Source organism: Hymenobacter armeniacus (assembly GCF_014699055.1).
GTDB classification, from domain to species: Bacteria; Bacteroidota; Bacteroidia; order Cytophagales; family Hymenobacteraceae; genus Hymenobacter; species Hymenobacter armeniacus.
Map to the genome: position 1 here is coordinate 513231 of NZ_JACXAC010000004.1, position 23994 is coordinate 537224.

At 62.0% G+C, this 23994-nt stretch carries 12 protein-coding genes; 9 read left to right on the forward strand and 3 right to left on the reverse strand.

All coding sequences use genetic code 11. From position 1 onward, the window contains the following. Nucleotides 1-24: 24 nt before the first annotated feature. Nucleotides 25-1959: a hypothetical protein gene (locus IC234_RS13530; protein WP_190925471.1), complete on the reverse strand. Its 1935-nt coding sequence runs from the start codon at nucleotides 1957-1959 to the stop codon at nucleotides 25-27. A gap of 427 nt (nucleotides 1960-2386) precedes the next feature. Between IC234_RS13530 and IC234_RS13535 the strand changes: the two genes are divergently transcribed. The 8 genes from IC234_RS13535 to IC234_RS13570 all read left to right on the forward strand — a co-directional run bounded on the left by IC234_RS13535 (nucleotide 2387) and on the right by IC234_RS13570 (nucleotide 11994). Continuing rightward, nucleotides 2387-3511, forward strand: coding sequence for an efflux RND transporter periplasmic adaptor subunit (locus IC234_RS13535; protein ID WP_190925473.1), 1125 nt, complete (start codon nucleotides 2387-2389; stop codon nucleotides 3509-3511). Between the two features lie 181 nt (nucleotides 3512-3692). After that, nucleotides 3693-6884 carry an efflux RND transporter permease subunit gene (locus IC234_RS13540; protein ID WP_190925475.1) on the forward strand — a complete coding sequence of 1064 codons (3192 nt, stop codon included), beginning with the start codon at nucleotides 3693-3695 and terminating at the stop codon, nucleotides 6882-6884. 122 nt (nucleotides 6885-7006) lie between these two features. Further along, entirely contained in the window at nucleotides 7007-8461 is a 1455-nt protein-coding gene (locus IC234_RS13545; RefSeq protein WP_190925478.1) for a TolC family protein, read from the forward strand. A 190-nt stretch (nucleotides 8462-8651) separates the two neighbouring features. After that, complete coding sequence (locus IC234_RS13550) at nucleotides 8652-9113, forward strand: hypothetical protein (RefSeq protein WP_190925480.1); 462 nt, start codon at nucleotides 8652-8654, stop codon at nucleotides 9111-9113. A gap of 75 nt (nucleotides 9114-9188) precedes the next feature. After that, entirely contained in the window at nucleotides 9189-9755 is a 567-nt protein-coding gene (locus IC234_RS13555) for a 2'-5' RNA ligase family protein (protein ID WP_190925482.1), read from the forward strand. A 132-nt stretch (nucleotides 9756-9887) separates the two neighbouring features. Next, nucleotides 9888-10199 carry a hypothetical protein gene (locus tag IC234_RS13560; protein WP_190925484.1) on the forward strand — a complete coding sequence of 104 codons (312 nt, stop codon included), beginning with the start codon at nucleotides 9888-9890 and terminating at the stop codon, nucleotides 10197-10199. 278 nt (nucleotides 10200-10477) lie between these two features. Next, nucleotides 10478-10723 carry a hypothetical protein gene (locus tag IC234_RS13565; protein ID WP_190925487.1) on the forward strand — a complete coding sequence of 82 codons (246 nt, stop codon included), beginning with the start codon at nucleotides 10478-10480 and terminating at the stop codon, nucleotides 10721-10723. 101 nt (nucleotides 10724-10824) lie between these two features. Further along, a complete protein-coding gene (locus IC234_RS13570; RefSeq protein ID WP_190925488.1) occupies nucleotides 10825-11994 on the forward strand; it encodes a hypothetical protein in 1170 nt (389 codons plus the stop codon). A 33-nt stretch (nucleotides 11995-12027) separates the two neighbouring features. On the opposite strand, the gene tamL is transcribed toward IC234_RS13570, so the two are convergent. Together tamL and IC234_RS13580 are read right to left on the reverse strand one after the other, a co-directional pair. After that, nucleotides 12028-14388: a translocation and assembly module lipoprotein TamL gene (tamL, locus tag IC234_RS13575; RefSeq protein ID WP_190925490.1), complete on the reverse strand. Its 2361-nt coding sequence runs from the start codon at nucleotides 14386-14388 to the stop codon at nucleotides 12028-12030. A gap of 14 nt (nucleotides 14389-14402) precedes the next feature. Next, a complete protein-coding gene (locus IC234_RS13580) occupies nucleotides 14403-19655 on the reverse strand; it encodes a translocation/assembly module TamB domain-containing protein (protein ID WP_190925492.1) in 5253 nt (1750 codons plus the stop codon). Nucleotides 19656-19986: 331 nt separating this feature from the next. On the opposite strand from IC234_RS13580, the gene IC234_RS13585 reads away from it, so the two are divergent. Further along, nucleotides 19987-22812, forward strand: a complete 2826-nt coding sequence (locus tag IC234_RS13585) for a 4-alpha-glucanotransferase (protein WP_190925494.1) — start codon at nucleotides 19987-19989, stop codon at nucleotides 22810-22812. The last annotated feature ends 1182 nt before the right edge of the window (nucleotides 22813-23994 follow it).

Below are 23994 nucleotides of genomic sequence, written 5' to 3' on the forward strand. Positions count from 1 at the left end.
CTTCTGCCACGTCGTTTGCGTGTTTTAACGAAGCGGTAAAGATGCTTCGGCGGGCTGCTGCTGCACGTCCTGCTCAAACATCTCGACGGGGCCTTCATCTACCGGCGGCGCCGTCTCGCGGGCCTGGTCTACGGGGCTGGCGGCGCGCGTGGCAAAAATCCGCTCCCGAATGGCCGTCGCCAGGGCCTCGTTTTTCCAGTACTGCACGTGCGCCGCCAGCGGGGTGCGGGCGTCTGCGTCTATCCGGTTTTCTACGGGCTGGTAGCCCGGCACCTGGGTGCCCGCGGGGGCGTCGTAGAAATCGAGGCCGCCGCTCACCACGTCGTTTTTCGAGTAAATGTTAATCCACTTCACGTAGTTGCGCACGCGCCAGGAGCGCAGCAGCGGCTGCACCGAAGCCATCAGGGGCGGCCGCACCGAGGTGTCGTCGGATTGGGTGTGGAAGAGGTAGGCGGTTTTGTCGAGCGGCGAGCCGAAGGTGATGAGGCCGCCGGTCCGCACGTCGGCCTGCAGGGGCCGGTCCATGCTTTCGTCGAGGTGCAGGGTGGCGTTGAGGGCGTCGTAGGTCACCACCGAGCCCAGCGAATGCCCCACCAGCACCAGCCGGTCGTAGGCAAAGGGCAGCTCCACGGCGGGGTCGGGGCTGGTGGCGGCGCGGGCCCCGTAGAGGGCACAGGCCATTTGGGAGGCCTGGCGCTTCACCTCCTCGCGCACCTTATGAAACTTGTCCACTTTGTACGCGTCCAGGTAGATGGCCACGTCGCCCATGTACTGCACCAGAAACCCGCGCAGGTACAGGCTGATGCCCACCGTGAGGCCCCAAACGCCGCCAATGAAAGCCATGCGCAGCAGCACGGCCCAGTGGGGTTTGGTCAGCCAGTCGGGCAGGGCGCGCAGCCAGGCATTGTTCTGCTCCAACTGCCAGATGTAGCTGAGCACGGGGCTGGGGTCGGGGGCCTTCGGGGCCAGGGTGTGCGCGCTGGTGAAGTAGTCCCAGGCCATGATGCCGGCCATGCCCACCAGAAACCCGCCGGCCACCCCCAGCAGCCCCCACACGGCCCAGTGCACCAGCTTGTCGGCCCGCCAGTCGGCTCCCGCCCGGGCTTTTTCCTTTGAAATCCCGCTGACCTTGCGCACCACCTTGCGGTCGAGCTTGCTCAGGTTTTCGACAATCTTCTCGCTCCACAGCAAAAACAGGCCCGCCACTACGGCCGGGAGCAGCAGCCACACCAGGTCCATCGTGAGCCGGTCGACCAGCCGGGCCGGCATTTTGGAGAAGCTGGAAAAGCTCAGCAGGTTGGCCCCCACCACCAGCGTCAGCAGGGTGTTGATGGCCACCAGCGCCAGCACCAGCGCCAGCGCCGCAAACAGCCCCCACACCGTTTTGCGGGGAATGGTAAACTCCCGCGTTTTCCCAAAGAGCCAGCGCTGAAACGTGCTGCCCTTCAGCAGCCGCGACCGCACCCCGCGCCACCCCGCCGAGGCCATGAAGCGCACCACTTCCGACAGCGAGATGTTGCCTTCGGTGAGGGGCGCCCAGTAGTTTTCGTACACGTGCACCGTCCGCTTTTGCTGGCTACGGGCGTCGGTCAGCTCCACCTCGGCCCGCGCGAGCCAGGTTTCGCGCTTGCTGTCGGGGTCCAGAAAGCGCACGTGGGTGACTACCGGCGCGGGGCCGGTTAGGTCGGTCCCAGTGGGCTGCTGCAGCAGCTTCACCACGTCTTCCAACGTGGCGAAGGGCACTTGCTGGCCCATGCCGTGGCTCACCAGCAGGGCCACGGGCTTGCCGGGGTCTTCGGGGTGGGGGGCCGTGGCGGGGCGGTTCAGCGAAGTGGCCACGGTGGTAGAATTCGCCAGGTCGACAGCAGGTAAGCTCGGGCTCATCAGTAGAGGTAGAATGAGGTGATGAATGCGGGTATATACCAGCGCAATGATATAGGTTTTTCTGGAATAAGTCATTTCATTCTCAAAAAAATCTAGGCCGATTGGGCAAATGCTTTGTCCGAATGCCGAAATCAGCGCGAGGCCGCACGGCATACAGCCGGTGAGCTGGGGAGCGGGACGGAGCCGGCGCTGCCCGGCGCAGGTGGGCGTAGCGGCGTGAGAATGAATTCGGCGCTTCATATCCGCTTCATGCGGTTGGCCGTTGGTTTGTGCCGTGAACCCCTCACCCGGGCGGTGCTGCACTGGTCTTCCCACCCGGCCGCAGCTTTCCGCCGCCCGGCCTTTGGTACCGGCCGGTGGCCGGCCACCAACGGCTTGCTGCTGCTTGAGCCAGGCCGAACGCGCATGTACGAACCCCACCACGCAACCACGGGCAGTCGATGAACGGGAGACCCGGCCCCGGTTGGCGTGGCCCAGTCACTACACAATCATCATTTAGACAATGCATTACCGAACGCCCACGCTATTCTCCGAGGCTTACCTAAAAAAAACGCTGCTGCTGCTAAGCGGCAGCGCGCTGCTGTACACCACCGGCTGCAAGGAAGAGAAGAAGCCAGTCGAAGAGCAGATTAGACTGGTGGCCACCAGCCCCTTGCAGAAGGACACCACCATCACGAAGGAGTACGTGGCCCAGATTCACTCCTACCAGCGCATCGAGCTGCGGGCGCTGGAAAAGGGCTACCTGGAGAAGATTTTCGTGGACGAGGGCCAGAAAGTAGCGCAGGGCCAGACCATGTTCCAGATTAAGCCCACCGTGTACCAGGCCGAGCTGAAGAAGTCGCAGGCCGAGGCGCACTACGTGCAGATGGAGTACCAGAACACCAAGAGCCTGGCCGACAAGAACATCGTGTCGAAGAGCGAGTTGGCGCTGTCGCAGGCCAAATACGACAAGGCCAACGCCGACGTGTCGCTGGCCCAGGCCCACCTGCAGTTCACGACGGTGAAGGCTCCGTTCAGCGGCATCATGGACCACTTCCAGGCCCGACTGGGCAGCCTTGTGGACGAAGGTGACCTTCTGACGACGCTTTCGGACAACAGCAAAATGTGGGTGTATTACAACGTGCCCGAGGCCGAGTACCTGGCCTACAAGCAGCACGCGAAGACCAACGACAAAGCCGCGCACGTGAAGCTGCGCATGGCCAACAACGAGGTGTTCGACCAGACCGGCATCGTGCAAACCATTGAGGCTGATTTCAATAACGAAACTGGCAACATCGCCTTCCGCGCCACCTTCCCCAACCCCGACGGGCTGCTGCGCAACGGCGAAACCGGCAGTGTGCTCATGACCGTGCCGCTGAAACACGCCCTCATCATCCCGCAGAAAGCCACCTTCGAAATCCTCGAAAAGAAGTACGTTTTCGTGGTCGATAAGAACAACGTGGTGCACCAGCGCGAAGTCGGCATCGCCTCCGAAATGCCTGACCTATACATCATTGGCTCCGGCATTACGCCCAACGACCGCATCCTCCTGGAAGGCCTGCGCAAAGTGAAAGACGGCGACAAGGTGACCTATGACTACAAGGCGCCGCAGGGGGTTCTCTCGAATTTGAAGGTGACGGCCGAGTAAGCGTCAGGGCGCAGCCAAAAGGCTGTCATGCAGAGCGCAGCGAAGCATCTCGCTCGGTGCAGCAATCAAGCATGCAGAACGATTGATTTAGTGGCGGCACGCGAGATGCTTCGCTGCGCTCTGCATGACGGCCTTTTGGGTTCTACCGCCTTCCAATTAATATCCACACAGCCAGAAGAATATGTTTAGTAAATTCATTCGCAGGCCCGTATTTGCCATTGTTATTTCGGTGTCCATCCTGCTCATGGGCGGGCTGGCCATCATGCAGCTGCCAACGTCGCAGTTTCCGGAGATTTCGCCGCCGCTCGTGATGGTGAGCGCCTCCTACCCTGGCGCTAGTGCTAAAGTGCTGACCGAGTCGGTGCTGATTCCGCTGGAGCAGGCGGTGAACGGGGTGCCGGGCATGAAGTACATGACCTCCGACGCCGTATCGGCCGGCGAGGCCAACATTCAGATTGTGTTCAACCTGGGCACCAACCCCGACCAGGCGGTGGTAAACGTGAACACCCGCATTGCGCAGGTGCTCAACCGCTTGCCGCTGATTGTGCAGCGCGAGGGCGTGATTGTGAACCGCGTGGTGCCCAACATGCTGATGTACGTGAACTTGTATTCGAAAGACAAGAACACGGACATGAAGTACCTGTTCAACTTCGCCGGCGTGAACATGATACCCGAACTGCAGCGCCTCGGCGGCATCGGCCGGGCCAGCATCCTGGGTAGCCGGCAGTACGCCATGCGCGTGTGGCTGAAGCCCGACCGCATGCGGGCCTACAACATTTCGGTGGATGACGTGATGAAGGCCCTGGACGAGCAGAGCGTGATTGGCTCGCCGGGCCGTATCGGCCGCGCCGATGGCAAGAATGCGCAGTCGCTGGAATACGTGCTGAGCTACCAGGGCCGCTTCAACGACGTGGAGCAGTATAAGAATGTGATTCTAAGGGCCAATCCGAACGGGGAAAGCCTGCACCTGAAGGACGTGGCCAACGTGGAGCTGGGCTCGGAATACTACGACATCTACTCCAACCTGAACCAGTACCCCTCGGCGGCCATCGTGCTGAAGCAGACCTACGGCTCGAACGCTTCGGACGTGATTAAAGAGGTGAAGGGCAAGCTGGAAGAGCTGAAAAAGAGCAGCTTCCCGCCCGGCATGGACTACAAAATCACCTACGACGTGTCGAACTTCCTCGACGCCTCGATTGAAAACGTGATTCACACGCTGCGCGATGCCTTCATTCTGGTGGCGCTGGTGGTGTTCATCTTCCTCGGCGACTGGCGCTCGACGCTGATTCCGGCGCTGGCCGTGCCGGTGTCGCTGGTGGGCTCGTTCATTGCGATGCAGGCGTTCGGCCTCACCATCAACATGATTACGCTGTTTGCGCTGGTGCTTTCGATTGGCATTGTGGTCGATAACGCCATTGTGGTGATTGAGGCGGTGCACGCCAAGATGGACGAGCAGCATCTATCGCCGTATAATGCAGTCCGACAAGTGGTTGGGGAAATCAGCGGTGCTATTATCGGCATTACCATCATGATGACGGCCGTGTTCATTCCGGTGTCGTTCATGAGCGGCCCGGTGGGCATTTTCTACCGTCAGTTCTCCATTACCATGGCCACGGCCATCGTGATTTCGGGCCTCGTGGCCCTGACGTTGACGCCGGTGCTTTGCGCCATGATTCTGAAAAACCACCACGGCCAACCCAAGAAGCAGACGCCGCTGCAGCGCTTCTTCGACTGGTTCAACCGCGGCTTTGAGAAGCTGACCAATGCGTATGTAGGCCTGCTGCAGCGCATTGTGGCCAACCGCATTGTGACGTTCGTGATGCTGGTGGCCTTCGGGCTGGGCATCTGGGCCATCTCGGCGGGGTTGCCGGCCGGCTTTATTCCGAGCGAAGACCAGGGCCTGATTTACGCCATTGTGCAGACGCCGCCCGGCACCACGCTGGAGCAAACCAACGCCGTATCGAAGCGCCTGCGCGACCTGGCCAAGGACGTGCCCGGCATCGCCAACATCTCGACGCTGGCCGGCTACGAAGTACTGACCGAAGGCCGCGGCTCGAACGCCGGTACCTGCTTGATTGACCTGAAGCCGTGGTCGGAGCGCAAGGAATCCATTGCCGAGATTGTGGAGGCGCTGGAAAAGAAAGCGCACGAGATTCCCGGCGCGACCATCGAATTCTTCGAGCCGCCGGCAGTGCCGGGCTACGGCGCGGCGGGTGGTTTCCAGTTGCAGATGCTCGACAAAACCAGCACCGGCGACTACAAGGCCCTGGAACGGGTGAACAACGAGTTCATTGCCAAGCTGAAAAAGCGCAAGGAGCTGGCGGGCGTGTTCACCTTCTTCTCGGCCAATTACCCGCAGTACGAGCTCAAGATTGACAACGAGCTGGCCATGCAGAAGGGCGTGAGCATCGGCAACGCCATGAACACGCTCAGCATCCTGGTGGGCTCGACGTATGAGCTGGGTTTCATTAAGTACCAGCGCTTCTTTAAGGTGTTCGTGCAGGCCTCGCCGGAGTACCGCAAGCTGCCAGAGGACATCCTGAACATGTGGGCCAAGAACGACAAGGGCGAAATGGTGCCGTTTTCGGCCTTCATGAAAATCGTGAAGAGCCAGGGTGCCAACGAAATCAACCGCTACAACATGTACCCCACCGGCTCCATCCGGGGCGGCGCGGCGCCGGGCTACAGCTCGGGCGAGGCCATCAAGGCGGTGCAGGAAGTGGCCGAAACCCTGCCCCACGGCTACGGCATCGACTGGGGCGGCTTGTCGAAAGACGAAGTGGGCCGCGGCAACGAGTCGACCGTAATTTTCCTCATCGTGCTGGTGTTCGTGTACCTGGTGCTGGCCGCGCAGTACGAAAGCTTCCTGCTGCCGCTGGCCGTTATTTTCTCGCTGGTGGCGGGGGTGTTCGGTTCCTTCCTGTTCATCAAAATCTTCGGCCTGGCCAACGACATCTACGCCCAAGTAGGTCTGGTAATGCTCGTCGGCCTACTGGGTAAAAACGCGGTACTTATCGTCGAATTCGCGGCCCTGAAACACGAGGAAGGCATGAGCGTCCGCGACGCGGCCATCGAAGGTGCGAAGACTCGATTCCGCCCGATTCTCATGACCTCGTTCGCCTTCATCGCCGGCCTGATTCCGCTGGTGGTAGCCACCGGCGCGGGCGCCATCGGCAACCGCACCATTGGTAGCTCGGCGCTGGGCGGCATGTTGTTCGGTACCGTGTTCGGGGTAATCATCATCCCCGGCCTGTACTACTTCTTCGGCACCCTGGCCGGCAACAGCAAACTGATTCGCGACGAAAATGAAGCGCCCATCCTCGAAGGCGTAGAGCCCCGTGTGACACTAGAAGAAATGGAGCCTTATGCGTGAGATTGAGAAGTGAGACGGTGAGAAGTGAGACATGGGATATGAAAAGGCAAGCGAATTTGCCGGAACAATTCCCGTCTCACCTCCCATGTCTCACCATCCCATGTCTCATCAAAAACAGCCTTATGCTTAAGAAACGAATTTATCAATACCTCGGTGCTGCCGGTTTGGCTCTCGCGGTAGGGGCCTGCAAAACCCCGGAGCTGGTGGTGAAGAACGAAACCCGCAGCACCCCGGCCAGCTACCCCACGGCTTCGGCCGCGGCCCCGGCCACCGCCGACAGCGCCAACCTGGCCCGCGTGCAGTGGAAGCAGTTTTTCACCGACCCCAACCTGAAAGCGCTGATTGAAACGGCACTGCAAAACAACCAGGAGCTGAACATCACGCTGCAGGAAATCGAGATTGCCAAGAACGAAGTGCGCGCCCGCAGCGGCGAATACCTGCCCTTCGTGGGCCTGGGCGCCCGCGCCGACGTGGAGAAAGTGGGCCGCTATACGCTGCAAGGTGCCACCGAGGAGCAGGTCGACATCAAGGAAGACCGCCGCACGCCCGACCCGCTCACCAACTTCCAACTGGGCGCGTTTGCCACCTGGGAGGTCGACATCTGGCACAAGCTGCGCAACGCCAAGAAAGCGGCGGCCCTGCGCTACCTGGCCTCGGTGGAGGGCAAAAACTTCATGGTGACCAACCTGATTTCCGAGATTGCCAACTCGTACTACGAGCTGCTGGCGCTGGACAACCAGTTGGCCATTGTGAAGCAGAACATCGGCATTCAGAGCAATGCGCTGGAGCTGGTGCGCCTGCAAAAGGAATCGGCCCGCACCACGGAGCTGGCCGTGAAACGCTTCGAGGCCCAGGTGCAGCACACCCGCAGCCTGCAGTTCAAGCTGCAGCAGAGCATCACGGAAACCGAGAACAAGCTGAACTACCTGGCCGGCCGCTACCCGCAGCCGGTGGTGCGCGACGACGCCACGTTTAACGACTTGCAGCCCTCCGTCATCACGGCCGGCCTGCCCACCCAGTTGCTGAGCAACCGCCCCGACATCCGGCAGGCCGAGCAGCAGCTGGCGGCCGCCAAACTCGACGTGCAGGTGGCGCGCGCCAACTTCTACCCGTCGCTGAGCTTGGCCGGGGGCGTGGGACTGGCGGCCTTCACGCCCGGCCTGCTGGTCTCGACGCCGCAGTCGATGCTCTACTCGCTGGGTGCCGACCTGGCCGGGCCGCTGTTCAACCGCAACGGCATCAAGGCTACCTACTACACCGCCAATGCCGCGCAAACGCAGGCCGTGTACCGCTACGAAAAGACGGTGCTGAACGCCTACGTGGAGGTGAGCAACCAGCTCTCCAACATCAGCAACCTGGAGAAAAGCTACGACGCCAAAGCCAAAGAGGTGGCCGCCCTGAACCAGTCGGTGGACATTTCCAACAGCCTGTTCCGCTACGCCCGGGCCGAGTACACGGAGGTGCTCTTCACCCAGCGCGAGGCGCTGGAGTCGAAGTTTGACCTCATCGAAACCAAGATGCAGCAGCTAAACGCAACGGTGAATGTGTACCGCGCCCTGGGCGGCGGCTGGCAATAGTACCTGCGCCGCATACCATCTAGGCTACGTTCCCGCCGATTGAAACGCTCCGCACGAATCCGTAGCGGGGCGTTTTTGTGTTCAGCCCCGCCGGCGTTGGCCGTACGCGGTAGGGGAGAGCTCGGCCGTTGGGCCGGGACTGGGGCCACTCACGTATCTTAGGCGAGCCCATTGACTCCTGTGCCCCGCCATGCCTCCCGGCAACAATGCCCCTACGCCCGCTGAACGCGCCGCCGACAGCCGCCTCGACTACCGCCCCGAACCGGCAGAAACGCCGGAGACTCCTCTAGCCGAGGCCAGCCACCGGCAGCGCCTCAGCGACGCCGTGCTGCTCACAGCCACCCGGTGGCGGCCGCTGGTGGCCGTGCTCGAAGCCGTGCAGTCGCACACGGCCACCGATTCGGTGTTTCACACCCGCCGCCTCAAGATTAATGCCCAGATTGCCCGGGTATACGCCGAGCTCAAATCCGAAAAGCCAAGCCGCCAAACGCTGCTGCACGCCTTCCAGACCATGGGCGAGCTGGTGAAAGAAGAAGCGCGCGACATCAGCAAAGACGAGCTGAAGCAGGCCGCGAAGGAAGTGGTGCTGGCCACCCTCAAAAACGCGCCGGGCCTGATAAGCGCCGCCCACCAGGCCCGGCTGCTTTCCTGAGCAGGGCGGCACCCCGGGCGCTGGCGGCCGGGCGGGACTTTTGCGTACAGCAAGGCTGTCTTGTTATTGTGCGCCATGAAACCGCTCTACCTGCTGGCCGTGCTGCCACCAGAACCCGTCTATGCCGAAACCTGGGCCCTGAAGCAGGAGGTGCATCGCCTCACGGGCAGCCGCAACGCCGTGCGGCTGCCGCCCCACATCACCCTGCTACCGCCCCAGCGCCAGCCCGATGCGTTTGAGGCCCGCTGCACGGTGGCGCTGACAGCTTTCGCGGCCACGCAAGCGCCCGTGGGCGTGGCCCTGAACGGCTTTGCCTGGTTTGGGGAGCGCACGTTGTTTGTGCGGGTGAGCGAGCCCGGCGCAATCGGGGCCCTGCACGCCCGGCTCGTGGCCTGGTGCGCCGCGCACTTGCCCGAAGTGCCGACCGAAAGCCGGCCCTTCACGCCGCACCTCACGCTGGCCACCCGCGACTTGCCCCCTGCGCAGGTACCGGCGCTGCGCGAGTTGTTTGCGGCCCGCTCCTATGCCGCCGAGTTTGTGGTGAGCCGGCTCACACTGTTCCGGCACAACGGGCAGCTGTGGGAGCCGCGCGCCGCCTTCGACCTGAGCGGCACCGAAGCAGCCGCGCCGCTAGCCGGCTGATGCCCCAGCGGGCACCCGCCCCGACAAGCTGTGCCGCAGGCCAAGCCAACCCTTTTGCGTTGTTTGCGTTAAAAGCTTTCAATTTCCCGTTTTGCGACGCGGAAAATGGTTTCACTAACTCTTGTAGCCGCTATGAAAAAGCAATTGTTTCTGCTCGCGCTGTTGGTTACCTCGGCCGGCTATTCGGCCAGTGCCCAGACCAGCACCACCACCACTACCCGCCAAACCACGGTAACGCCGGCCACCCCGGCCACGCCCGCCACGCCCACGTACCCAACGGCGGTACCGGCCCCGGCCACCAACACCACCGAGTCGACCACTACCACGGTAGAAACGGCGCCCGCCACCTCCACCACCACCGTTGTGACGCCTGCTCCGGCAGTGCAGACCGACGCGAAAGTGAAGGACAAGCGCAATAAAACGAAGATTAAGCCGAAGAAATAGGTAAAGCCTGTTCTATTTGAAATGCCCGGCTGCAAGCACTTGCGGCCGGGCATTATTGCGTGTATTGGGTTGATTGTCATGTTTTAATGCATGATTCACTACGAGGCCGGAACAACTTTTCGAGTTTGACAATGATTTCGACACAAAATGATAAATATCATTTTTTCATGTATAAAAAATATTGTTGACCTAATTTATTAAATATTATATATTATTTGTACATTTATTGCGGTCCGAAACGAAACAGCATGGTCCCACCTTTTCCCTTCTATTCCAGCTTGCCGGGTAAAGCGGAGTCCACCATTTACCACACGCACCCGCGGTGCAAAGTGGCGTTGGGCATAGCCGAAACGGCGCGCGTGCTGGGAATGGGGGAGGGCAGGCACGAGTGTCCGTTCTGTTACCTGCTGGGGCAATTCAAAACCAGCCGCCTGGCCACGGGTGCTCCTGCCCGCGAGCCGGCCGGGGGCTATACCAGCAGCAGCCCGGCCCGCGAAAACGCGTATTCGACCCCGTCGCGCTGAAGCCCGCCACCGGGCCGGAGCAGCCGCCAGCCCGTTTCTTTGCGGCGGTGCCGGCCCCGGGCAGCTAGTGGAGCTGCCGGGCCCGGGCACCGCCTTTGCCTATGCCGCTTCTTGAAGTTGTTGACGACCGCCTGGCGCGGTCGTTTGTTGAATTGCCGGCCCGCCTGCACGCGGCCGTGCCGAACTACATCGGCCCGCTCGAAAACGAGGTAGAAGCCGTGTTCGACCCCGCCAAAAACCCCAAGTTCAAAAACGGGGAGTGCGCCCGCTGGGTGCTGACGGACGCTGCGGGCCAGGCCGTGGGCCGCGTGGCCGCCTTTCTGAACCGCGACGCGGTGGACGTGCAAAACCCAGACCTGCCCACCGGCGGCATGGGCTTCTTCGAATGCATCGACGACCAGGCGGCCGCCAATCAGCTCTTCGACGCGGCCCGGCAGTGGCTGGCGGCCCGCGGCATGCAGGCCATGGACGGCCCCATCAACTTCGGCGAGCGGGACCGATTCTGGGGGCTGCTCATCGACGGCTACGACCTGGAGCCCAACTACGGCATGTTCTGGCACCCGGCCTACTACCGGCCGCTGTTTGAGCACTACGGGTTCGAGCTGTATTTCAAACAGTATACCTGCTACCGCACCACCGCGGCCGAGCTACACCCCAGCTTTGCCAAGCGGGCCGAGGAGCACGCCGGCACCTACCGCTTTGCCCACGCCCGCAAGCAGGACGCCGAAAAGCTGGCCCAGGACTTCCACCACGTCTACAACCTGGCCTGGGCCCGGCACTCGGGCGTGAAGCCGATGACCCTGGACGAGGCCCGCAAGATTGTGCAGCAGATGAAGCCCGTGCTGGACGAGCGCCTGCTCTGGTTTGCCTACCACGGCCCGGAGCCGGTGGCCTTCTTCATCAGCCTGCCCGAGCTGAACCAGATTTTCAAGCACGTGGGCCGGCGGCTGAACCTGCTGGGCAAGCTGCGCTTTTTGTGGGAGCAGCGCCGCTACATGCAGCGCCGCGACAAGAAGCTGTTCGGCATCATCTACGGGGTGGTGCCCGAGCACCAGGGCAAGGGCGTGGACGCGGCCATGCTGGTGTATGCCCGCCAGGCGTTCATCGACGCGGGCTACGCCGACATCGAGATGAACTGGATTGGCGACTTCAACCCCCGCATGCTGGTGACCACGCGCTCCATCGGCGCCAAAATTCTGAAAACCCACGCCACCTACCGCTACCTGTTCGACCGCGAAAGGCCGTTTGAGCGCATGCCGATAATTCGGTAGCCATGGGTTGCGCCCTCGCAGGGAAACGCGATTTTAGAACGGATACCCAATGGCCAGGTTGAAGCGGCCCGTGGTGCTGTCGGGCGTGCCGTAGGGGGCTTTCAGCGGCAGGGCGTAGTCGAAGCGGATGACGAAGAACTGCACGTCGATGCGCAGGCCCGCGCCGTAGCCCACGGCCAGCTGGTTGAGAAAGCTGCTGGCTTTGAACTCGCCGCCGGGCCGCTCGGGGTCGGCGTTGGCCAGCCAGATGTTGCCGGCGTCTACGAACAGGGCGCCTTTCACGTAGGGCACCAGGTCCTGGCGGTATTCCACGTTGCCTTCGAGGCGGATGTCGCCCACTTGGTCGTAGAACTGGTTGAGGCTCTGCTCGGTGGTTTGGGGGCGGTAGGTGCCGGGCCCAATGCCGCGCGCCGCAAAGGCCCGCACGCTGTTGGGGCCGCCAATGCCGTACTGCTTGGGGTAGGGCAGCACCACGGAGTTGCCGTAGGGCATGCCGATGCCGGCCTGCAGGCGGGCCACAATCCGGTTGCCGGACGTGGGGTTCTGGCTGATGCGGTAGTACTCGCGCAGCTCCAAATCAAACTTCAGGTACTGGCTGAACTGCTGGCCCAGCACGGTGTAGCCCTTATCGGGCAGGTTGCGGCTCTGGCCCGTGGCTTGGGCAATGAGGCTGGCCACGTTGCCGCTGCCCTCTACCTGGCCGCTGAAATAAATTTGCTGGCGGCGCTGCTCCAGCACCTGCTGGTTGTAGGTGTAGCGGTACGAGCTGGCCAGAATGAATTGCTGCTCGAAAGCGCTGCGTAGGTAGCGGCGGGTTTTCAGCAGGTCGTTGAAGGCCTTGGTGGTGTCGGCCAGGCGCACGTAGGTGATGTCGACGGGCCGGATTTCCTGCTCGTTGGTAATCTTGGTTTTGAAGGTGTAGCCGTAGTTGAGGTTGAAAAAGTCTTCGCGGAAGTAGTTGGCGCGCGTGACGGTGCGGTAGCCGGCCCCGATGGTGGTGCGCGGCTGAAAGTCGGAGTTGGGCAGCTTGATGTCGAACAGCGGCAGGTTGGGCGCCACCAGCCGCGGAAACACCAGCTGCGCGTTCAGCCCGAACTCGTAGCTGGTGAGACCCAGCGCGCCGTTGCCGTTGCCGCTTTGGGTTTCGGTGCTGGCCACGGCGTTCACCAGCAACTGCTCGCCGCCACGCAGGGCCGAGCGGTTGCGGAACGACAGCGTGAGGCCGGGGCCGGTGAAGCCGTTGCTCTTGCTCACCAGCTGCAAATCGGCCCGCAGGCTCTTCTTCTTGAGCTGGGTCATCAGCACGTCGGCGTCGAGGCGGGCGCGGCCGGCCGAGTCGCCGGCCGCCGAGGGCCGCAGCCGGATTTCCACGAACTTGAACGTGTTCAAGCTCATCAGGCGGCTGATGGTCTGGTCGCGGCGCCGGCGGCGGTACAGGCTGTCCGGGTACAGGAAGGTGGCGTTGGTAATGGCCTTGGCCTTGAATATTTCCTCGTCGGGGTAGTACTCGTACTTCTTGTACAGGATGGGCTGTCGGGTGGTCGTGTCCGTCAGCACGTAGTTGGTGTTCAGTCGAATACGCTCGAGCCAGTACGGCTTGGTGGCCTTGTCCGGCGCCTTGGCCTTCACCCGCAGGTACACGTTGATTTTGTTGTTCAGCGTGCTGTCGACCTGAAACAGGATGTAGTCGGGGTTGAAATAGAAGTAGCCCGAGTTTTTCAGCGCGTTGTCGATGCGCACCCGCTCGGCCGTGAAGGTGTTGAGGTTGTAGGCGTCGCCCACTTTGAGCAGCGTGCCGGCCTGCGTGGCTCGAATGTCCTTATCGACCAGCGTGTCGCGGTCGGGAAAATGAATTTCCTGAATGGTGTACACCCGGCCGGTGTTGGCCGTGTAGTTCACCTGCGCGGTTTTCTCCTGGGTTTTCACCTCGTTGGTCACCGTGCCCTTGAAGAAGCCGTTGTTGTAGAGCCGGTTGGTGATGAGGCCGCTGGTGGCGGCAATTTTCACGTCTTTCAGCAGCACCGGCGCTTCCCCAAACTTGTCGGCCAGGAAATGGCCCAGGCCTTTGGTTTTGCCTTGGCCCAGGCCCCAGAAGTATAGCTTGGGCCGCAGGCCCAGAAACGAGGCGTTGGGCTTGGGCCGAATGACCGATTCCAACTCCGTCTGGAGGGCCGCTTCGTTGGTGATTTTCTCCGGCGACTTGATGATGACCTTGCTGCCGGTGTACAGCTTCTGGCCTTCGGGCACGTATTTCAGCCCCGAGCAGGCCGACAGGCCCAGCAGCGCCAGCGCCGTCGCGGCCCAGGCCCCAAGCCGGCTGCCCGAGTTGCCCGCGCGCCCGTCCAAAGGGGCGGCGCAAGGCTCAGCAGCAGAACGGCGGTAGTGAATAAGCATACTCTGATTCGGTATTAGCGTCCGGTGGTGGACTTGTCACGCGTGGAGTCAACCCGCGCCGCGGGCTGGTTTTGCACGGAGTCTTTTTCGGCTTTTTTCTCGGCTTTCACCTCTTTGCGCTCCGCCTTGCGCTCGGCCTTCACGTCCTTGGGCACCTTCGAAAACAAGTCTTTCAGGTCGCGGTAGTCGCGCTGGAACACCAAGGCCGCGCCCGTCCGGATAATCTGGCCGTCGATGTCCTCGTAGCCGTTCTGGCGGAACACGCGCACCCGCAGGCGGCCGTCGGCCAGCACCCGGTACTCCAGGCTCACGTCGCCGGCCAGGTTGCTGGCGCTGTTCTGGCCCTGGGTGGCCTGCGTGCCCGAGCCGCCGCTGAGGTTGATGTCGGTGCCCACGCGCACGGTGAGGCGGTTGTTGAGCAGCTGGCGGCGCACGGCCACGTTCAGGTCGGTGCGGCTGCGGGCCTCGCCGGTGCTGTAGTCGGCTTGGTTGGTCACGCCCAGGTCCAGGCCCAGGCCCGAGAGGTATTTGTCGGTCAGGTTGGTGAGCTGGTCGGTGAGCACGGCGCTGGCGCTGCCGCGCAGCTGCGTGGCCACCAGGCCCTCGCCGCTGCTCGTCTGGAAGGGGTTTTGGGCCACAAACCGGCCCAGAATCAGCAGCGAAAACACCTGCTTGCTGAGCTCCGACGTCTGGCTGGGTTGGCGCAGTTGGGCCAGCTTGGTGTCCACCTGTCCGCCCAGCGCACCACGCTGGTTTTCGGGCAGCGTGATGTCGAAGCCGATGGTGGGCTTGCTGAGTTGGTCGGTCACCTTCAGCAGCACGTTGAAGGGAAGGCGGTTGCGGGCCACGGTGTTGGCCGTCTGGTCGTCGAGGCCCTGGCCGGCCAGCAGTTCGGCCGGCGCGGCCTGCACTTTGTAGATGGCCGTGAGGTCGAGCGTGGCGTTGTAGGGGTCGCCGTCCCAGGTGATGGACGAGCCGCGGGCCAGGATGAAATCGCGCTGGGCCAGGTCGTAGAGCGACATGTGGTATTGGCCACGCGCCACGTCCAGACGGCCGCTCAGCGTGATGGTGCCGTCGGGCGCAATGTTGGTATTCAGCGTGCCGGCGGCCCGCACCTTGAGGTTGTCGCCGCTGGCCGGGTCGATGACGATGGTAAACGGCGTGCGGTTGGTGATGGTCACCACCGCCGTGATGTCGTAGCCCGTTGCGTTCACCTTCGTGGTGTCGAGGGCCACTTTGCGGGCCAGCATGGTGTCGAGCGGGGCGCTCACGTCGATGAACTCCACAATGCCCGTGCGTTCCTGGGTAGTGGGCGTGGCCGCCGGCGACTCCACCGTCAGGTTCGAGCCTTCGACCACCGTCACTCGCGTGTCAATCTTGATGAGCTCCACCGGCCCGGTCAGGCGCGTTTCCGAATCGAGCACCAAGCGGCCGTAGAACAACTCGTTGTTTTCGCGGGTGCTGCGCACGGCCAGGAAGTTGTTGGTCGTGGCGTTCATGTCGAAGGAATAGTTGATGAAGTCCTTCGTGAGCAAATAGCCGTTCACCACGGCCTTATTCGAGGCCGAGTCCAGCACCGTGAAGTTGTTGAACGCAATGCCCCGGTCGTCAAACGTAAGTGCCTGGTTGGGCAGCCGGAACGGCGAGCCCAGCTGCGGCACAATGAACCCGGCATCGGCCGAGGTATTGAGCGTGCCGCGCACCACCGGCGCTGCGGGCGCGCCCGTCACCGTCAGCCGCCCGCTGATGTAGCCGTTGGCGTTGCGCACCTGGCCCACCGAGAAAGGCTCCACCAGTTTCAGGTTAAGCCGGTTGGCGTCCACGTTCAGGTTGAGCGGGGCGGGGCTGTTGGCCAGGTAGGTGCCGCGCACCTGCACGTCGTTGCCGGCTCCGCCCACCGTGCCGGCGGCCCCGCCGGTCAGGCGGGCGTCCACGTCGTAGCGGCCGGCGCTGGGGTTGGTGGCGTTGAAGGCAATGTCGCCGATGAGGGCTTTCTGAAACACCAGGTTTTTGACGGTGGCATCGGCCGTGAAAGCTTGGTTGGGCTTGCCCAGGTTGTCGATGCGGGCCGTGCCGTTGAGCTGCCCGGCCACCAGCGAGTCCTGCTGCTGCACAATCTTGGCCAGCTCGGCCAGCTCAAAATTGGTAAACGTGACGCCCAGCGGCGAGGTGGGCACCTGCGGGTTCTGGCTTTGCAGGGCCAGCGTGCTGCGGCCGTTGGTCAGGTTGAGCCCGTTGGCCACCACGGCGCCGGTGGGGTAGTAGCGCACATAGTTGTTGGCGCCAGCGGTCCAGGTGTCGTAGTTGAGAATCTGCTCCGGCGCGGCCTCAAACTGGTAGGCCACTTCGCCGCGGGGCTGGGCCAGGGCCTGCACGGTGCCGGCCAGCGCCAGCCTTTCGCGGTTAGCCGAGTCGCCCAGGATGGCCGCCCGCGCAAACACTTTGTTATTGGCCACGTTGCCAATCACGCTGGGGCGGCGCAGCTTCAGGGTGGTGTCCTGGGCGGCCTGGGCCAGGCGCAGGGCGTAGTCCAGCTTGCCAGGGTCCGAGTCCACGTTCAGCCGCAGCGAATCGAGCCGGTAGTTGTTGTACTGGATGAGCGGAATGCTGGTGGTGGCCGTGAGGCGGGCGGCTTGCCGCGAGTAGTTGCCGGCCAGCGTAAACGGCGAAATTTTCTTCAGGCCCGGCACCAGCTTGGTAGCCAGCTTGGGGTCTTTCAGCTTCAGCGAATACGTGAAATGGCGGTCGGCCGCGCTGGGTACGTACTGCACGCCGGGCACGTCGAAGTAGCGGTCGAGGTGTTGCTGCAGCTCCGTGGCCAAATCGCCGAGGTGCACGTTGCCATCGAGGTTCACGTTGGCAATGTCGGAGGTGATGACGGCCGTGGTGCGCGTGGCCGTCTGCACGATGCGGCCGTTGAGCGAATCGAGCGCAAACGGCTGGTTGTCGCGCACTATCACAATCTTCTGGCCGCTGAAGGTGCCGTTCAGCGAATTCAGGTCCGAGCCACGCAGGTTGGCTTTCAGGTTGCCCTGCACCCGCAGGTCGCCGCCGGTGTAGAAGCCCAGCGCCGTGAGGTTGGCGCCGCGCAGGTTCAGGCTGGTCACTTCGTAGGTGGGGTTGCGGGCGTCGCGCAGGTTCACCACGGCCTGCAAGTCGAGGTTCAGGTTGGGGTCGTTTTTGCTGCTGGCGTTGATGACGTAGCGGTTGCGGTCGAGGTCGACGGTGGCCACCACGCCGCGGTAGGTGTAGCCGTTGTAGCGGGCGCTTTGCACGGTGCTTTGCACGCGGCCCACCAGCGTGCCGGGGTCCTTCAAATTGCCCGTGGCGTTGATGCGCCCCGAAGCCGTGACGCGCCCAAGCTGCGGGTTCTTCAGCAGCCGGCCAAAGTCGAACCCGCCCACCGCGAAGGTGCCCACCAGCGGCTGCCGCCCGTTGGCCTGCGGCGCGCCCACATTGCCGCTGAAGGCCAGGTCGCCGTAGGTGCTGCGCAGCTTCAGGTTGGTGTCAAACGCCAGCGTGGTAGGCCGGCCGCGGAAGGTGCCGCTCAGCGCCAGCGAAGGCGGAATGCTGATGGTGTTCGGGATGCTGCCCTTGGGCGCGAGGCTGCGGATATCGGCCTCCGTGGTGTGGAAATCCTGAATGTCGAGGTCGGCATACAGCCGCGTATCGGTGTTGGGCAGGCCCTGGATGCGGCCGCGGCGGGCTTTGAGCACCGTGTTGCGCAGGCCCACAAACTCCAGGTTGCGCACCGTGAAATCGCCCACGCGCCCGGCAATCTGCCCGTTCAGCAGCACGCTCTGGTTGGGGCCGGTGTTGAAGGGCGGCGTGCCCGCCAAGTCCGGCGCCAGGTACAGGATGTCGCGGAAGCCCAGCCGGACGTCGCGCAAGTCGCCTTCAATCTTCAGGTTCGGCAGGTTTTTGGTGTCGCCCAGCGCGGCCAGGCTTTCGTAGCCAATGGCCAGCGTGCGCCGGATGCGGGTGTGCGGCGTCACCAAGTCGAGGCTATCCAGGCGGATTTGCACCGAGTCGTACACCACGTTGGCCCGCCATTTATCCACGCGGAAGCCGCTTTGTTCCTTGCCAGCCAAGTTCAGCACCCGGCCGGTGGTGCTGTTTTCGGAGTAGCGCAAGTCGCGCGTGTTCAGCACCAGGTCCGTAAAGTGCAGGTGGTTGTAGTCCATGGCCGGCACCTTGGTGCGCTGCTTGGGCTGGTTGAAGTTGTCGAAGTTCACGGCCAGGCCGCTGATGTCGGACTGGTCGAGGGCCACGCGCCAGCCGGGGGCCGCGGCGGTTTGGCCGGTGGCGGCCTTGGCCTTGTCGGTGGCTTCGTCCAGCTTGCGCACGGCTTCAGCGGGGTTCACCACCCGCTCTTCCACGGGCACCTGCTCGTTTTGCGCGTAGGCAAACGTGGTGTTTTTGAGGGTGAGCTTGCCCAGGCTCACGCGCTGCCGCTGCAAGTCGATGTCCTTGGCGGTGATGTCGGCCAGGCCAATATTGGTATTGATGTACTGCGCCGCCGGGTCGTTCTTGTAAGTGAACTGCACGCTGTCGAGCGTGGCCCGGTTCAGGCCCAGTTGCAGGGTGAGGGGCTCGGTGGGCCCGGGGTTTTCCACCTCCGGCGCCGTTTTGGTTTGCACAATGCGGATGGCCGAGCGGCGCAGGGCGGCGTTATCCACCTTATAGATGGAGTTATCCACATCCACCTCGTCCATGTTGGCGGTGAACTCGCCAATCCGGGCCCGGATGTCGGAGCCGGTTATCTGGTCGTTTTGGGTGAAGTAGATGTTGGTGAGCCGGGCCTTGCCGATGTCGTACTTCAGGCCCGAGGCCGTGGTATCGACCGGCGCCGTGGGGTCGGTGAAGGCCGCGATGATGAAGTCGTAGTTGTTCACCGAGTCGGGCTCGGTGCGGGTGAGGCGTACCCGGCCGTCGTTCAGCTCCACGTTCGACACATTGACTTGGCTGTGCAGCAGGGCCCAGATATCGAGGTCGACGCCGAGGTGGCCCACCGACAGCAGCGTGTCGCGCTTCTGGTCCTCCAGGTACACCCCGTCGAGGTTGATGGCGTGGCGGAAGTCGGTGCGGAACTTGCCGATGCGCACCTCCGTGCCCAGCTTGCCGCGCAGGTAGCTTTCGGCGCGTTTGGCCACAAAATCTTGTCCCGCAGGAAATTGCAAAAATACCACCACCGCAATGACGAGTAGCAGCACCAGGGCAATTAACCCCAGCAATCCGTAAAGGGCACGACGCAGAAAAATGGACAAGGCAGGAGGGAGTTAGCGGCAACACGTAGCAAGGCAGCCCTTCCAAACGCAAAACCATGAGCCGGGGTTGGAAACCAGCGCCGTATTGAATGGGGATGAAATGCCGTGGGATAAATCCGGGCGTCGGAATTATTCCATTTAAGAACTGCCGGGGCGGCGCGCGGACACTAGAATTCAGCAACTGAGTACAATCGATTGCACAAATGGCGTCCGGATATTCCTATTCCGTCTTGCACAACGGGTTGCACAGGGCCATTCCTCCGTCGCGGTTCCTCCGTCTTCACTCCGCAAGGCGTTATCTTTCGCCCCCAAATCCCACCAAGCTTCCCGCATGACAATACGTTTTTCCCTTCCTTACCGCACCGTGTTCGGCCAGCGCTTGGCCGTGTGTGGCTCGCGGCCCGAGCTGGGCGGCTGGCAGCTGGCCAGTGCCGCTCCCCTGCACTACGACGAAGCCACGACCTGCTGGAGCCTCGACCTGGAAGTGCCCGATGCCGCCGGCAGCCTCTCTTATAAGTACGTCCTGCTCGACGCCAACACCGGCGCTCAGCACTGGGAGCACGGCCCCAACCGCGTTTTGGCCTACGACCCCGCCCGCGCCCAGCGCCTGCGCCTGGCCGACTACTGGCGCGCCCCCGCCCAGCCCGAAAACGAGCTGCTGACCGCCGCCTTCACCAAGGCCCTGTTCCGGCGCCCCGGCGCCCCGGCGCCCGCCGAGGCCCCGGCCGCCAAACCTAAAAAGCCGGCCGCCAAAGGCGCCAAAGCCGCGAAGGCCCCCGACACGGCCGCGCCGGCCAGCGCCCCGCAGCCCACCAGCCTGCCGCCTGCCGCCGGCGAAACCGTGTTTCAGCTGGTAGCGCCCCGCGTGGCGCCGCACCTCGGCCTGTGCATTCTCGGTTCCGACCCCGCCCTCGGGGCCTGGGACAACACCAAGGCCCTGGTGCTGACCGATGCTGCCTACCCCACCTGGAGCGGCCGCATCAAGCTGCAAAACCCCGGCGAGGACTGCCACTATAAATACGCCATGTGGGACCCGGCCGCCGGCCACGCCCTCGACATGGAAGGCGGCGACAACCGCGTGGTGCCTGCCAGCCAGGACCGAACCGCCGCCCGCGTCTTCAACGACGAAGGCTACCGCTACCCCGACGCCTGGCGCGGCGCTGGCGTGGCGCTGCCCGTGTTTGCCATGCGCTCTGAGCAGGGACTTGGGGTAGGGGAGTTTTCCGATTTGAAGCTGCTGACCGATTGGGCCGTGCAGACCGGCCTGCAGCTGATTCAGATTCTGCCCATCAACGACACCACGGCCACCCACACTTGGGTCGACTCTTATCCCTACGCCGCCATTTCGGTCTTTGCCCTGCACCCGCAGTTCATCCACCTCGAAGGCATTGCCGCGCTCAAGGACAAGAAGGCCGCCAAGGAACTGGCCCAACTCAAGCAGGAGTTCAACGCGAAGGACTTCGTGGACTACGAGCCGGTGATGAACGCCAAGTGGAAGCTTCTGAAGCTGCTGTATAAGCAGGAGAAACAAAGCTTCTTGGCCGACCCTGGCTACCGCGCGTTCTACGCCAGCCAGGCCGAATGGCTGGTGCCCTACGCGGCCTTTTCGGCCCTGCGCGACCGGTTTGGCACCGCCGACTTCCAGCAGTGGCCCGAGGAGTTCCGCACCCCGCAGAACCTGGAAGCCCTCACCGCCGAAACGGCGGCCGACTATGACGAGTACGGCCTGTTTTTCTTCGTGCAGTACCACCTCGATAAGCAACTGCTGGCCGCCGTCGACTACGCCCGCGCCCACGGCGTGGTGCTGAAAGGCGACTTGCCCATCGGCATCTACCGCCATTCGGTGGACGCCTGGACGCAGCCCGAGCTCTACCACATGGACCGCCAGGCCGGCGCCCCGCCCGACGATTTCTCCACCACCGGCCAGAACTGGCGCTTCCCTACCTACAACTGGGAGCGCATGGCCGAGGATGACTACAAGTGGTGGAAGCAGCGCATGGGCCACCTGGCCCGCTACTTCGACACCCTGCGCATCGACCACATCCTGGGCTTCTTCCGCATCTGGGAGATGCCCATCGAGTCGGTGGAAGGCCTGCTGGGGCACTTTTCGCCCGCGCTGCCGCTGCATCGGCATGAGATTGAGCGTCGCCTGGGCTGGTTCGACTACTCGCGGCTGTGCGAGCCCTACATCCGCTGGCACATGCTGCAGGACATTTTCCAGGGCGAGGCCCAGAACGTGTTCGACGAGTACATGTACGATGCCAGCTACGGCCGCATTCACCTAAAGGAAGGCGTCGACAACCAGCGCAAAATAGAGGCCTACATCGCCCAGAAAATAGCCGACTACCCCGAGCACACGGAGTACTTCCAGTGGCTGCAAACCGGCTTGTTCAAGCTGGTGAACGAGGTGCTGTTTGTGCCGGCCGGCAACGACTTCTACCACCCGCGCATCACGCTCAACAAGAGCTATTCCTTCCGCGAACTCGACAGCGACGAGGACCGCCGCCGCCTCTACGACGACATATACATCGACTTCTTCTTCCGGCGCCACGAGGAGTTTTGGCGCCAGCAGGGCCTCGTGAAGCTGCCGCCCGTGCGCTACGCCACCGACATGCTCATTTGCGGCGAAGACCTGGGCATGGTGCCCGCTTCGGTGCCCGGCGTGATGAAGGAGCTCGGCATTCTGGGCCTCCACATCCAGCGCATGCCCTCCGACCCCGCCACTGAGTTTGGCCACCCTGACGCGGCGCCCTACCTGAGCGTGGTCACGACCAGCAGCCACGACATGAGCACCGTGCGCGGCTGGTGGGAAGAAGACCGAGTACGCACCCAGCGCTTCTTCGAAACCATGCTGGGCCACTGGCGCGAGGTGGCGCCGTTCTACTGCGAGCCCTGGGTGGCGCGCGAAATCCTGGTTCAGCACCTGCACTCGCCGGCCATGTGGGCCATCTTCCCGCTGCAGGATTTGCTGGCCATCGACGGCCACCTGCGCCGGGCCAACCCGCACGATGAACAAATCAATGTGCCCAGCAATCCGACCCATTTCTGGAAATACCGTCTGCACCTGCCGCTCGAAGAGCTGGTGGATGCCGTTGGTTTCAATGGGCCTTTGCGAGGACTGGTTACTGCTAGCGGACGTTCGCAAGCCATCGTGTAGCCCGAAACTGTCAACATTACAGAACATGCCACAGGCCGTAGGCTTAGCATATTGGTGCTAAGCCCACGGCCTGTGGCATGTTCTGGCAAGAGCATATACCTCAATCAAGGAAGCTACCGGCCGATTCACCGCTTTTTCTTAAGCGTGAAGGTTACGTGCGTGCAGTTTGAGTAGGGTGTCTTTTCAAGTTTAAACTATAAGTATTACTTAAAGCACATAATTTGTAATTTATTCAATTCAAGATATGGCGTTGAGTTATCCATTATTGGATTAGTTAAATTTTTGCTACAATTCGAATTTTAATACCAGTTGTATTTTTCTGTGTGTTTATATCACATAAAAAAATATTACGAGCCAGCTAAATCCCAATTAATCAAGTGATACGTAGGTTTCTGCCTTGATTATTTTTTTACTAAATCAAGAAATAGATAGTCGATTAATATAACGCGGTAGGTAATTTTGCCAATGGAATAATACAGTCCACTTAAGTTAATTCATTGCCTTGTAATTGTACTTTAAGAATTATTATATGTGTAAGCTGCATAATGTGCTTCACAATGTCGCCTGCTTCGCCTCGCAAAAGCACTTCGTTCACCGGGTCAATGCGCTTATTAGTCGAATACCGCACAGCGCGCTCATAGGGCCCGGTAATTTTACGCTCGGATTAGCTGGGTCATACTCATTTTAAATGACTCAACGACTTGTGTTTCGTCAATTAACATTTTAATTTTTTTTCACCCAAGTTCCTCATTATATGAGACAAACATTATCCATTTCTACATTCCTGCTGCTGGCATTGCTGGCATTTGTGCCGATAGGCGCACGGGCTCAGACCGCAGGGGCTGCCTTTTCCTGCGACGGGGTATTTTATCAAATCCGTCAAGTTGGCTTGGGTACAGGTGGCACGGCCCCGTACCACTCGCAGTTGTTCAAGGTTAATCGCAACGTAACACCAGCTGCCGACCCCACCACCACCGCGTACACCACCACGCTATTGCTGGATTTGGCAACGGGCTTAGGCTTGCCTGCCTCCAGCGATTTTGTGGTCAATTCATTGGCGTACAATGCGCTGGATGGATATTTGTACGCTCTTACCTACCCCACCAACAACGCGGCAACGTTTCCCGCCATCCACCTATATAAGATTGGGCAAACTGGTGTGGAAGATGTCGGGGTTATCAA